Raw genomic sequence first — 12865 nt, 5'->3', positions numbered from 1 at the left:
TATCCCGCCGTAACATGACATGTGCCGCAGACCCCCAGGTCAATCAGCCTTACCCGCTGGCGAACTGTCGTAAGTGATCGTAAGCTTAGAAACGGTCGATTGGAACCAGAAGCAGCGCTGCGAAAGGATTTTTCTTCGCCAACTACAGCGCCGCATCTTTGGGCTCGCAAAGGACGCTCTAGTACTTTCCACTTGGTGCTTGATCCGTTCCGCAGCCGAAGGTCAACGCAGCAAACCGCTCCGATTTCCGGGGCATGTGTCAGGTTCAGTCTTCCCGGCCTATTTTTGCTTGTCGGCTTTGGCATAGGCTTCGCTGAAATAGGCCAGAAATATATCCAGCATTCCGTTTTCGTGGGCTTCCTCCATGGTCCGCCATTTGGCGACAAAGGCGTCCCAGGCCAGGCTCTTCTTCGATGTAAATGACGTGGGTGGGAGTTTTTTGCCGATCGCCTCGGGCGACAGATCGTCAAGCAACCGGGAGAGCGCAGCTTGCATGGCTGCGTAGGTGGCAAATTCGTGCGCCTTGAGATCGCGGAATGCATCCTCGACACTGTGCCTGGCATCAAGGTAGCCGGCTCTGCGCCGTGCAAACATGATTTCAAGGATGTCGTCGGTTCCCGGAACGAACTTCAAGGGATTGTTATCCGCGGCGCTTATCATCGTCCGGTGTGTGCTCTTGGCCAGTATTTTCGCAGCCGCACGTGCCTTCAGCAGCAAGGCCAGTTCCTCGACAACCGTTCGAAGCACCGCGCCGATTTCGGCAGCAACTTCATGCGGATCACGCGATTGAAGCAATTCCGGCGAGATGCCGGCTCCGATCGCGATTTCCCGCAGCACCTCGTCTCTCGTCGAAGGGAGAGGCGCGGGCAGCGAAGACGTCGACACCGGTGCTCTCTGCCCGAGCCGTTGCTCCACCGGCTCGAAGAAAGGCTCGTCTCCGAAGTCCAGCGGCCGGCCTGTCGTGACCGGCATTTGTCGCTGCGTCGAACCGTGGCTGCTTCGAGAATGACCTGTGGGGGCGTGCTCATCGTCAATCGACACCAAGACGACGTAGCGGCCAATCAGCAACCGGTCGCCATGACCGAGCCGATGCGGGCCGGCCATGCGCTGGGTCGATCCGTTGATGAATGTTCCATTGCGCGAGATATCGTGCAGCCAGAATGCGCCTGCCTCGTAGCGAACTTCGCAGTGCCGGCCGGAGATGAACTTGTCGGGGTCGGGCAAGGTCCAGTCACAGGCCTCGCGGCCGATTTCGAAGCTGCGACCACGAGCTGAGTAACCGGTCGACATACCGGCGGGCAGGGAGTCGACATTGTTGATCTGCAGCCTGATGAACATTCAAATCGCCGTCGATCGCCTGTCAGGAAACTCACCCAGGACACCCCATTATACCAGCAATTTGTGAGCGGCGGCACAGAAGCGTTCAAGTCGATAATTCCGAAGGTGACCAGGCTGCAGCCACCTGGCAGGTCCCCTTTGGTCGCTGGAAGACATGTGCTAGGCTTAACCAGAAACGAGCGGCGGGAGGGGCACGACCCATGCCGAACGAACGCGCCACGGTTGTGCAGACGCCGGTTGGCGCTGACCTGTTGACCTTCACGCATCTTATCGGGCGCGATGAGATCAGTCGTTGTTTGGCCTATACGGTCGGGTTCGTGAGCAGCAGCCCCGACATCGATCCGCTGAAGATGCTGGGCGGTGCTGTTTCGGTCGAAGGTGAATCCGATCCGAAACGCTGGTTCAGCGGCCTCGTCTCCGAGTTTCGGCTGACGCGGATCGAGGACCGCCTGGCTTACTACGAAGCCGTCATCAGGCCATGGCTCTGGTTTCTCGGCAATACGACCGACTGCCGTATCTTCCAGAGCATGAGCGTCATCGAAATCGTCGAGGAGGTTTTCTCGAAATACAGCACGGCAAAATTCGAGAAGCGCTTGCAAGGGTCTTATCCGCCGCGTGAGTACTGCGTCCAGTATGACGAGACCGACCTCGATTTCGTGCAGCGGCTGCTCGAGCACGAAGGCATCCTGTATTTCTTCGAGCATGACGAAGGCAAGCACACGCTTGTGCTGGCTGATGCCATGAACAAGCTCAAGCCGCCGCCGGGCTATGAGAAGGTGCCTTATCACTTTGAAGGGCAGGGCTCCCGGCGCGATGTCGAATACATAACGGAATGGATCCCGGGCAGTTCGGTGCGGCCAGGCGCCTATGTCCACACCGACTATGACTTCGAGAAGCCGGGCGCCGATCTCATGGCCAAATCCGCCCAGCCGTTCAGTCACAAGCTGGCCGCTGGCGAGAATTACCGCCAGCCCGGCGCGCATCTCGAAGTCGGTCGCGGCGACAGCCTGGCCGCGATCCGGCGCGAGGAAATCCAGGCCGTGCACCAGCGCATTGCCGCTGTCGGCACCGTGCGCGGCCTGTATTCGGGCTGCACGTTCAAGCTGGACGGCTTCCCGCGCGACGACCAGAACCAGGAGTATCTCGTGGTCAGCGCCGAATACCGGCTGTTCGATCCGGGTTACAGAGCCCATGCCGACGTCGACAGCGAAAACTTCAAGGTGATCCTCGGCGTAGCGCCGACCGCCTTGCCCTATCGTCCGCCACGGATCACGCCACGGCCGATCATGCGCGGCCCGCAGACGGCGACGGTGGTCGGTCCCTCCGGCGAGGAGATATTCACCGACAAATATGCACGGGTGAAGGTCCAGTTCCACTGGGACCGTCTGGGCAAGAAGGACCAGAACAGCTCCTGTTTCGTGCGGGTCTCGCAAACCTGGGCCGGCAGCGGCTGGGGTTTCATCCAGATACCGCGTATCGGTCAGGAGGTGATCGTTGACTTCATCGAAGGCGACCCGGATCTGCCGATCATCACCGGCAGGGTCTACAACGCCTCCCAGATGCCGCCCTACGGGCTGCCGGGCAGCGCCACGCAATCCGGCTGGAAATCCGACTCATCGAAGGGCGGCGGCGGTTACAACGAGCTGATGTTCGAGGACAAGGCCGGTTCCGAACTGGTCAATTTCCAGGCACAGAAGGACCATAACCTTCTGATCAAGAATGACCGCACGAAGCTGGTCCAGCACGACCAGTCCGATCGCATCGACCATGACGCCAAGCACTCCGTCGGCCACAACCTCGACGAGGACGTCGGCAACAACAAGACGGTCAAGATCGGCGTCGACCAGACGACGAACATCGGCAGCAACGACACCGAGACGGTGGGCGCGAACCGCTCGCTGACGGTCCAGGCCAACGAGACGATCCACGTCGTGTCGAACTCGACGGAGAATATCGACGCCAACCATTCGCAGACGGTGGGTATCGTCCAGACCGTCACCGTCGGCGCGGCGCGCATCGATACGGTAGGCGCCTCCGAGACGAGAAGCGTCGGCGCGGTGCAGTCGAACACGATCGGCGCGTCGAGGTCGGTGACTGTGGGGGCGGGGCAAAGCCATCAGATCGGTGCCGACGACGGCTGGAACATCGCTTCAAATCAGGACGTGACGATCGGCGGCGGCCAGACCTTTAACATCGCCGGCGACCAGAAGTCGAAGATCGGCAAGGGAAGGCGTACTGAAATTGCCGCCGACGACGGGACCAAGGTGGGGGGCGCCTACGAGTTGCGGATCGCCAAAGCGAGCATGGTTCAGATCGGCGAGGACGGAAAGATCAATGTCGGCAAGACGTTCCTGATCGAGGCCGGCGACGCTATTGCACTGAAGTGCGGCTCTGCGAGCATTACCATGAAAAAGGATGGGACGATCACAATCGAAGGCAAGGACATCAGCATCAAGGGATCGGGCAAGATCAATGTGAAGGCCTCAAGCGACATCACCATGAAGGGTTCGGAAATAAAGCAGAACTGAGGACACGCCATGTCGGCGACAAAAGAGCGGATTGAAGGTGTAGTAATCGGCATTTTTTTGGGTTTCGGAGAGGATTCACCCCTTGTGGTTTTCCCGGGCAATCCAAAGGAAACTGCCGTTTCAGCGCGAAGCCTTACGGAATTGACCTCCGACATGATCGGCGCCGAAGTGGCGCTGCTGTTTCAGGACGGCGACCCCGGCAGGCCGCTGATTGTTGGGCGTATTGTTGACCCAGCGCACAAGTCGGGTGCACCGCACATCGTTCGGGACGGAGAAAATGTGCGGATCAATGCGAACGAGCGAATCGAACTTCGCTGCGGCAAGGCCACGATCATCATGGAAAAAGACGGCCGCATCACGATCCGCGGCACTTATGTAACGAGCCATGCCAGCGCTACGAACCGTGTTCGTGGGGCATCGGTGAACCTAAACTGATGCCCAAGGTTGTCCTGCGCGAGATTGTACGGCAGCATGCGGAAATGGCGGCGTTTCTTTGGACCGTCTATGACCATCATTTGCTGAATCCCGACGAGAATCCCGATATGGACGAGGAGCGCCTTGCTCGGCTCGTTGAAAGGCTGGACGCTCATATTGATGGCCTCCGGATCGCCGGTGAAGTGGGGCGGGAAGTCTCAGAGGCGCTTTACGCCGAGTATCCGGAAGCCGGAGAAATGTTCGTTTTGCGGATGTTGGTTGACGGCGCGCCGAAACGCATTGCCGAACTCGACCTTGCCAAGGTGCGGGCATATCTGTCGCAGAACGGCCGCTAGTGGCCACATCACCCGTCTGAACCTTGTAAGGGGAGAACTGAGGGTAACCAACTGAGTGGTGTCAGATAAGTCGAAGGCCGTCGTCATAGACGAGCGTAAGCGTCTTCCATCTGCGGCCATCAAAGCGCCACGCTGTGTCGATGCCGGCGACGTACAGGAACTCGCTATCAGTGCGCAGATCTGAAGCAATGCCTGTATCCTCGAATGGCTGAAGCGCGTCAGCCGTCTCGATATTGAGGCCGGCCTCGTCGCCCCAATAGGCTTTGCCATTGAAGCTGCGCACGGAGAGATATGTCATGTCGGAGGTGGCGGTCATCTCGGTTACTTCCTCATTTGCAATCCGAAGGCAGACGCCGTCGTCCCCGGCGACCCTGATCTTGCCGTCCGGCGCGACGTCGATACCGCGCAACTGATCGTGCCGATGTGTTTCCAAGGCCTGCCAGCCTGTCCCCACCAGACGGTGGAGAGTACCCATCTCACCGCATGCATAGATGCCGTGCTTGGGGTGTCCATGAATATCCAGGTACTCATTTGATCCGAGTGGCGTAACGGCCTGCCACCGCGACCCAACGAGGCGGTAGGCCACACCGTCCGTGCCAACGGTGATCGGTCCCCCGGTATCCTCTGCCCAGACCTGCCTGAGGCTTTTATCGCTGGCTTTGTCACGCGTCCAATTGGTACCCGCGTACCGCCAGATCCAAGTGGTCGCTTCAAGTGCGAACAACTCCCCTGAAGGCGCGGCTGAGAGCGCCATCAGCCATTCAGACGTCACTAGTGCGCCACGAGCTTTCTTGGGGTCGAAATTCTCGACGACAAAAATCACTGAGACAGTGGTGACATAATCGGCGTCGCTGAGCAGGAACAGGATCGCCACTTTGTTGCCGCTCAATGGCGCAACCTGCAGGCATTCGATGTCGGTGTCCGGATCGGTTGCGAATCCCTCGAGGTCTTCCTTGTCCATCTTCATTCGCTTCGTCCTTTCCGGCTAACAGGAAACTTTCGAGGGGGCGACATCTGCGGCTGTCACAACGACGGATTCCCCACCCGCCGCTTTCCTGAGGCGCTTTTTGGCAACTTGCACGAGACGAGCCTGATCCTTCGCCTTAGGGCAAGTCCCGTGGCAGGCTTTCTTGTCCTTCACGTCCTTCTCGGACTTGTTCATGCTCTTCTTCATGTATTCCATGTTCGCAGTCTTGAGGCACTCTGTGGCGGCGGCGTGCACGGCATGCGGAATTTTCGGATCGTCCAGGTTCCTGACCGTGCTGTTCACGCATTCGTCGGTAAAGTCACCCAGCTTGCCGGCAGAATTGTTGCTCAGCCAGTTGCGGGCATCCGCCGACTTCTTGTTGTGCGGGGTTTTGCGTTTCTTGCCGACCACCTTTTTGCCGGGCGCGCCCGCTGCCTTGGCCTTGGCAGCTTCGCCGGCGAGCCATTTCGCCTTCATGCAAATGCATGGCGCTTCCTTGTCGTCATAGTCCTTGCAGCAGTCCAAGGTCAGGTCGCGCACGCCTTCGGCGGTGAAGAACTGGACCTCAACGGTATGCTCCTTTTCGTAGCCTTCCGGGCATTCAAGTTCCTTGTACGGCTTTATCTCAAGATCGGAGCATTTGAAGGTCGCGGGCGTGGCCGTTGCCACCTTGGGCATTGGAGGTCCGCCGGCGGTAGGGGAGGCGTGATCGTTCGACGAAATGTCAGTGAAACGGCTGATCGGCTCGCCGTCCATCTTAACGTCGCCGGACCAGGCATGGGCGTACTCTTTGCCGGTGTTTACCGAGGTGATGATGTTCTTCTTGGGCGCGCAGCCGGCCTCATTGCCAGTGCATTTGGTGTAATAGGATTTGTTCTTCTGGGTGACAGTCTTCCCGCCGATCTTGACCGTGCCGGTTCCGTTGTCCGTGTCACTGTCCATTCCAAACGTTGGATAGGGAACCGGAACTCCCGGCGGGGTTGCCGGAGTTTGCGGCGGGGTGAAGCAGACGTATGGAAAGGCCGCGATAACCTGGTTAGCCTGCGCCTTGCAGGCAACCTCAAGGCCATTGGCATAGACGGTCATGCCGTCCTCCCGTAAGCGAATACTGCGGCGCCGCAGGCACCGGCATCGGACGAGGCCTCGATGAGAACCGGATTGCCGGCGGCATACCCTTTGCCGGCTGCGGTCCAAGCCATGCCAACCATGACTGGAACGGCTGCGGCGCCAACGTTTCCCAGAGACTCAGCGGGCGACCATAAGTCCTGAAACTCGTGGCGTCCCCGCAGGAGGCGGATCGAGGCCAACGCGGTCTGCTTGAACCAGTACTGCTCGCCGATCAGGTCCGCGATGCGATAGCCGAGCCGGTTCATGTCAATCCCGGTCTCTCGGAATGCCACATCGTATGCCGCCGTCATGCCATCGGCGCGTAGCGGCAAATCCCGGTCGTTGTAGATCGAAGCTTCCTCGCGCGAAAGACCGAGTCCGAAGAGCCTGAAACCGTTGTTTCGCGGTCGTGTGCAGAGAACCGCAGCCGCGGCTTCGCCTGGAATGAAGCCGTTGGAATTGTCTGCGGTCAACAAGCGGCCCCTGCTGAGGTAGTGGGAAATTGTTGGCCCCGTCAGATAGCTGTCGACGCCCGCGATCATGACATAGGGAGCTTCGCCGGATGCAATCAGTCTGCGGGCCTGATCGAACGCGACATGTCCGGAAGGACGACCATAAGCCACGATACGAGAGCGCAGATGAGGTTCGATTTCAACGATCTCGCTGATCCGACGGAGCAGGGAAGAATTGTCTTTCACCGGTCGGCCGGGCCGATCCTCCTCCGGCAGGCAAAGGATGAGCGCCGTCTGTCCTCGCGCTTGCGGGTGATTTTCGAAAGCCTCCGATATAGCCCCGGCTGCCAGATGGGCTATACGCTTCTCCCCGATCCAGTTGCGTGGCAGCGGCACGGGCGCACCAGTAAGCCATCCTGCGGGTGAGCCGACGAAACGGGTTTCCTGGAAACCATCGAGCCGAGCGCGCATCGCAGCGCAAGCGGAGGGCGCGTCGAGGCCAACGGCAGTCACCATGCCAACCGAAACAATCTCGATCGGAGTGGTCATGCCTCTTCCTCCTCCGGCGCGATGCCGTTGGCACGGATATACGTGCGCCCCGTCGCGCGCGCCCTCAGCATAGCCGGCGTCGGCGGACCGACCCAGCACTCCGAGAAATCGAGGATGGTCCGTTGGATGCGCTGCGAGACGCGCCAGACGAGCGAGAAACGCCGATTCTCGGGATCGAGGAGAACTGTGTCTGGAAGGATGTCGGCCTCATAGGCCTTATGCCTGCCCTTGAACAACGTCATTGGCAGTGCTGTCGAAGGCAGCCGGAAGCTCACCCGTCCTTCCGACGTCAGGTTGACCAGCTGCACCTCCTCGCCACCCCTCGGCAGATCGATCTGCTGGTCGGGCGGGGCCATCTGGAAATAGCGTTCGTCGAAATCCGGCGGCAGGAACGGGAATATGTTCTTCGTCCAGTTGTCGTCATAGGTGCCGCCGTATTCGATGCGGCCAGGCCAGCCGCGGCCCGTCGGTCCAAAGCTCATCGGCTTGTAGTCACCGAAGGGAGAGCGGATTTCTTCGTCGACAGCTTGCGTGTTCGGCAGCCGCAGACCAGGGACGAGGCGCTGGTTTCTCGTACGCGACCAGCCGATCCCGACCGGGTTGTATTTGTAGCTGGCGGGAAGCTTGTCCTCGGGATCCAGACGATCGGTACCGCCCCAAGCAACATCGTAGGAAATCGGAAGCTTGAGGAAGGGCTGCGATGATGTGGCGGTAAAGACCGGACCGACGGAGCGCCACTCGCGGTGGCCCACGACTTCGAACAGCTTAGACCAAGTGCCCACCTTAATGCCCACCGGCACACGCTCGGCTGGTCTGCCGTTTGGTGCATAAGCACAACCATTGGCGACCACGTCGCAGCGCGGCTTGCGGAAGGCGAAATCGGTTTCCCAAAGCGTCGCCGAATAGCCCGGCACGCCCGTATGCGTGTCGGCCATCACCAGCGGGACCTGCTCGGCCGATTTCTGCACCAGTCCGCCGGGTTTGTCCGGGAAGTCGAACGTGCCTTTTACCACCACGACGATCCACTCGTGGCCGGCCTTGTCCAAGCCCATGGTGAATTGGTGCGGATAACCCATCTGGTTCCAGATCTGCATCAGCTGGTCTCCCAACTGGTGGCAAAGATCTTCTCCAGCGTCGCTTGCGGAGCTTGCGAATCAATATCGAAAATGTCGGAGTGCGCGGTCCACATCACCATATCGCTGATGACCTCTTCGCCCGGCTCGACAGGCGGCACCGGCAATGCGGCCAATGCTGTATCCAGCTCGTCGGGCGTCAGCTCGCCATGCTGGGCAGCTATGGCAGCCTCTTCGATCCTGGCAAACCACGCATCAGCGCGAGCCAGCTGAACGGCCGCGTCAGGAAGCTGCGCGACGACGCTCAAAGGGAACTGCCTGCCGACCCTGTCGGCACTCTGCAAAATGATGCCTGCCGATGCGCCGAAGCAAGCCGGGCCGGCCAGGAAGCGCAGAGCGGTGGTGCGTGGCCAGGATTCCATGCCCATCAGCGGCACGATGTGCTGCGCCAGCCAGCGGTCCCAGATGCGCACAAAATCCCCCGGCAGCCGCCGCGTGACGAAATCGCCGGTGGCAGGCATTTTTCCGTAAAAGCCAGGCAGGATCATATCTGCGGCGGACATGAGAACTTCTTGAACATCTGCAAATTGTAGGGATTTTCGACGCTTGCCGCCTTAAGCTCGAAATCGGCGTACATGCCTTGCGTCCCCAATCGCAAGCTATAGACATCGGACAGCGAGGTGCCGGTGAATCGGCCGCTGCGCAGCATCCTCAGCCACGCCCAGCTGCCTGTTTCGTTCAACATGACTTCGGGCGAGCCGTCGATCGGCTGGAAGGCGAGCGAGATGACTCCGGTACCGTCCTTGCCGGGCCAGGTCATCGGTTGCGGTCGCGTTGCGTTGTTGTAGTAGACGAGGTTCTGGCCATCGAGATTGAGCGTAACGCGGGTGACGTTGGGAGACAGATCCTTGGGTTCGAGCGTGAAGCTCATCACCGGGCCCGTACCGCCTGGAAAGAGATCGTCCCGGATCCGCCTGGCCTGTTCGAACGCCGCCAGAGCCGCCGGGTCGAGGCCGAAGTCGGCGCGCCATTTCCATGGCTGACTGGCGGTGTCGACATAGCTGATCAGGTGATCGTTGATGAAGGCGTCGATCATCCCGGCCGGCCCGAACAGGCGGGCGAAATCGCGGACATTGACGTCCACCGCGCTTTCGGGGCTGAACGGATAGCGGTCGTTGAGCGCCGCCTGGCAGAACGGCAGAATGTCGGCGCGCCAGATGGCGTTAAGCTCCGAGGTGACCGCCTTCTGTGTCAGGCCGCTGGTGTCGCCGGCGATGCCGCCGAGCCAGTCGTCGACCGGATCGGGCAGGATCTGCGCTTGCCTGGCCACCGCTCCCGTCAGTTCGGCGAGGCCGCCCTGTTTCTTGATGGCGTCCTGGGGGTCGGGATTGGCGGTGACCGTCTGCAGCACGTTCGAAAGTGCCGTCAGCGCCACCACCGCGGCGTCGAGTGCCGGCGGCTGTCCGTCGACCTCGGCGATAGCGCCCTTGAGCGGCTTGAAGTGTTCGGCCACCAGATTGCCGGTAAGATCCACCTCGTCGGCGGAACCCGCGCGTGGCAGCAGTTTTGCCCCTGTCTTCACGATCTTTCCCAGCTTCCCCAGCTTGCCGAGCAGTTTCGAGCCGCCCTTGGCTGCTGCCTTGTTGTCGGCTGGTGCTTCATCGGATCGGGTAAGCTCGGTCTCCTGAACGACCGCCGTAAGCAGGCGCTTCAGCGCGGAATCGGCACTCGAAAGGTCCTTGAGGTTCTCGCTGGCGACATTCAGGTCGGCCAATGGCGCGAGCCTGATATCGCGCAGGATGCTGTCCCATTGTGCGATGTAGTCTTCGTAATAGAGTTTTAGAATGTCCTCGGACAGCGCCGAGACGGAGGTTTCGGAATTTTCCGAACAGCCTCCGGCGAAGACCGCGCGATCCAGCGCCGCCTGGGCGGCGACATCCTCGATCCGGTCGAGAATGGCATCGTGGAAGCCGGAATAGGTGAACGCGCCTAAAATGCCGACGCGCAGCGTCTTGTCGGAACGCCGTGCAAAGACCTTGGCGCCGTTGGGACCGGCGAAATTCGCCGGGATCCATTCCTTGAGGCCGGCCACCGCCGGATCGGCCAGCAACTGCCTGTAGGCACGCGCCGGCAGCGAAATCGTGCAAACTGTTTTCAGCGCCTCGGCAACCAGCGCCTGATCAGGGGCGACGTAGCTGTCGTCGACCGCCATGCGACGGATCGCGGCAAGCTGGTGCTCTTCCGCGTCGGCGGTCGGAAAGGGCGCCGCCGGTGCGAATTCAGGCAAATCATTGACCCACCAGTTCTGGACGAAATCGGCGTCCATCTGCGACAGGCCAGTCATCATGCGATAGGTCTTCAGCGCCCCCAGCATGAAATCCGGATCGCGGATCTGCCGCCACATGGTCGCCTCGAGCAAAGCGACCATATGCGGCTCGAGAACATTGCGCAGAGCGTGGTCGTAAGTGTCGGCCTGCGCCCGCAGCAGCTCCGCCGATGCCGATGGTCCCAGCAGGTCCTGGGCACTGCTCGGCGGTGCCGTTCGGGCATTTGCGACCTCGGCCATCGCATTGAGCGCGCTGTCGATGGCGGGCTGCTCCACCGATGCCGGGCTCGCGGCTGCCGCGGTCAGCGGCGCCTGCAGCGCCTCGAACTGGCCCGCCTGCGCTGTGATCGCATTGCGGTTGTCATAGTAGGACCAGGTGAACATCGCACCGGCCAGCAAGGCCACGGCGGCACAGGCTGCCGCGGCGCCACGCCAGATCCAGGCGCGGCGGCGCTGCGCCAGCGGATCGAACGTTCCCAGGCCGGCCTCCCTGAAGATGACCTCGGTCAGCAGGTTCTTCAGGAAAAAGCTGCGTTTTTCAACGCGCGGCGCCGGCATGGCCCGCCGCGGCGGAAGCCCGAAGGATGAAGACAGCGCCGCGGTCAGCCGGTCTATGGGCGCCCCTTCCTGGGTCGCCGACGTCAGATAGAGGCCGCGCAGCCAGGCGGCTTCTTCGTACCGGCTTTCGCCGAACATCGCCTCGACCAGCACCTGGATAGGCTCGGACAGGCTCGTGAGCTGGGCGGGAAATCTGAAAATCTCGGCGCGGGCGGCTAGTTTGTCCTCGTCCTCCAGGCGTGGCACCAACCGCCGCTCGAGTTCCGTCGCAAGGGTGGCGATTTCCCGCTCTATGGTCTTTGCGTCGACGCGCGCATCCAGCGCGAAGGTCGTCCCCCACACCTGCTCGCGCGAGGCCGTCGACAGGCCGCCGAAGAAAGCCTCGAAACCCTTGATCAGATCGGCCTTCGTCAGCATCAGATAGACTGGAAGACGGATTTCGAGCCGGTCGTTGAGCTCTGCCAGGCGCCGACGGATCTTGCGGCCATGAGCCTTGATGGCTTCGTCGCCCTCTGAAAGCGCGTCGATCGAAAGCGCGACGATTACGCCGTTGAGGGCACGGCGGCCGCGATGCTTTTTCAGCAGGTCGAGGAAGCCCAGCCATTCCGCTGCATCGACGTCCGGCTGGCTCTCCTGCTGCACATAGCGGCCCGCAGTGTCGATCAGAACCGCGTTCTCAGAGAAAAACCAGTCGCAGTTGCGCGTACCGCCAACCCCCTGCAGATCGTCGGTGAGATCGATCGGAAAGTTCAGGCCCGACTGGCGCAAAGCCGTGGTCTTGCCGGTGGCCGGCGGCCCAACGATCACGTACCAGGGCATCTCGCGCAGGAACTTGCGTCCGCCCAGTTTGCGGCGCTTCAGTTCGGCCATCACCTCGGCGAACTTGGCACCGACGGCAGCGACGTTCTCTTCGCCGGGGCTCAGCGGTTTCTCCACCGCTGGCGCAGCGATTTCGGCGACGAACATGCGGTTGGCTCGGATCGCCCGGCGCTGCGCGACGATCAGCCAGATCAGCCAGAAGATGACCAGCAGCGCAATGATGACGATGCGCACATTTTCCGAGGCGAAGGGTTCGTAAGCACCGACCCTGACGATCGGGCCGAACACCCAGATAACCAGAGAAAGCAGCGTGATGCCGATCAGCGTCCACAGCCAGCGCGATGTCAGAACCGCCCAGAGGAAGCGCAGGATGAACAT

The 12865-nt window shown here is 61.0% G+C and carries 10 protein-coding genes and 1 pseudogene; 3 read left to right on the top strand and 8 right to left on the bottom strand.

The window, feature by feature from the left end; genetic code table 11:
- Nucleotides 1–279 precede the first annotated feature (279 nt).
- Together tagH and IHQ72_RS37205 are read right to left on the bottom strand one after the other, a co-directional pair.
- Nucleotides 280–1068: a type VI secretion system-associated FHA domain protein TagH gene (gene tagH, locus IHQ72_RS27515; protein ID WP_374120412.1), complete on the bottom strand. Its 789-nt coding sequence runs from the start codon at nt 1066–1068 to the stop codon at nt 280–282.
- 48 nt (nt 1069–1116) lie between these two features.
- Nucleotides 1117–1290, bottom strand: a pseudogene (locus tag IHQ72_RS37205) (FHA domain-containing protein); the annotation flags it as partial.
- Between the two features lie 248 nt (nt 1291–1538).
- On the opposite strand from IHQ72_RS37205, the gene IHQ72_RS27510 reads away from it, so the two are divergent.
- From IHQ72_RS27510 to IHQ72_RS27500, 3 genes are read left to right on the top strand one after another with little or no spacing between them, the layout of a single operon-like run.
- Nucleotides 1539–3866, top strand: a complete 2328-nt coding sequence (locus IHQ72_RS27510) for a type VI secretion system Vgr family protein (protein WP_258118511.1) — start codon at nt 1539–1541, stop codon at nt 3864–3866.
- 9 nt (nt 3867–3875) lie between these two features.
- Nucleotides 3876–4301: a DUF6484 domain-containing protein gene (locus tag IHQ72_RS27505; RefSeq protein WP_258118510.1), complete on the top strand. Its 426-nt coding sequence runs from the start codon at nt 3876–3878 to the stop codon at nt 4299–4301.
- Entirely contained in the window at nt 4301–4636 is a 336-nt protein-coding gene (locus IHQ72_RS27500; protein WP_258118508.1) for a hypothetical protein, read from the top strand. Before IHQ72_RS27505 ends, IHQ72_RS27500 begins: the two co-directional genes overlap by 1 nt.
- Nucleotides 4637–4697: 61 nt before the next feature.
- On the opposite strand, the gene IHQ72_RS27495 is transcribed toward IHQ72_RS27500, so the two are convergent.
- The 6 genes from IHQ72_RS27495 to tssM are packed head-to-tail and all read right to left on the bottom strand — an operon-like array spanning nt 4698 to nt 12865.
- Entirely contained in the window at nt 4698–5603 is a 906-nt protein-coding gene (locus IHQ72_RS27495; RefSeq protein ID WP_258118507.1) for a hypothetical protein, read from the bottom strand.
- Between the two features lie 18 nt (nt 5604–5621).
- Entirely contained in the window at nt 5622–6689 is a 1068-nt protein-coding gene (locus tag IHQ72_RS27490; RefSeq protein ID WP_258118505.1) for a PAAR-like domain-containing protein, read from the bottom strand.
- Nucleotides 6686–7711 (bottom strand): beta-ketoacyl synthase N-terminal-like domain-containing protein, encoded by a 1026-nt coding sequence (locus tag IHQ72_RS27485; protein ID WP_258118504.1) that lies wholly within the window; start codon nt 7709–7711, stop codon nt 6686–6688. Before IHQ72_RS27485 ends, IHQ72_RS27490 begins: the two co-directional genes overlap by 4 nt.
- A complete protein-coding gene (locus IHQ72_RS27480; RefSeq protein ID WP_258118503.1) occupies nt 7708–8805 on the bottom strand; it encodes a DUF2169 family type VI secretion system accessory protein in 1098 nt (365 codons plus the stop codon). The genes IHQ72_RS27485 and IHQ72_RS27480 overlap by 4 nt, the downstream gene beginning before the upstream one ends.
- Nucleotides 8805–9347, bottom strand: coding sequence for a type VI secretion system-associated protein TagF (gene tagF, locus IHQ72_RS27475; protein WP_258118502.1), 543 nt, complete (start codon nt 9345–9347; stop codon nt 8805–8807). The genes IHQ72_RS27480 and tagF overlap by 1 nt, the downstream gene beginning before the upstream one ends.
- On the bottom strand, nt 9329–12865 hold the full coding sequence (gene tssM, locus IHQ72_RS27470) for a type VI secretion system membrane subunit TssM (protein WP_258118501.1): 3537 nt from the start codon (nt 12863–12865) through the stop codon (nt 9329–9331). Before tssM ends, tagF begins: the two co-directional genes overlap by 19 nt.

The organism is Mesorhizobium onobrychidis (assembly GCF_024707545.1).
In the GTDB taxonomy this organism is placed as follows: Bacteria; Pseudomonadota; Alphaproteobacteria; order Rhizobiales; family Rhizobiaceae; genus Mesorhizobium; species Mesorhizobium onobrychidis.
The sequence above is the reverse complement of the archived record's forward strand: the minus strand, read 5'-3'. Positions and strand labels throughout refer to the sequence as shown.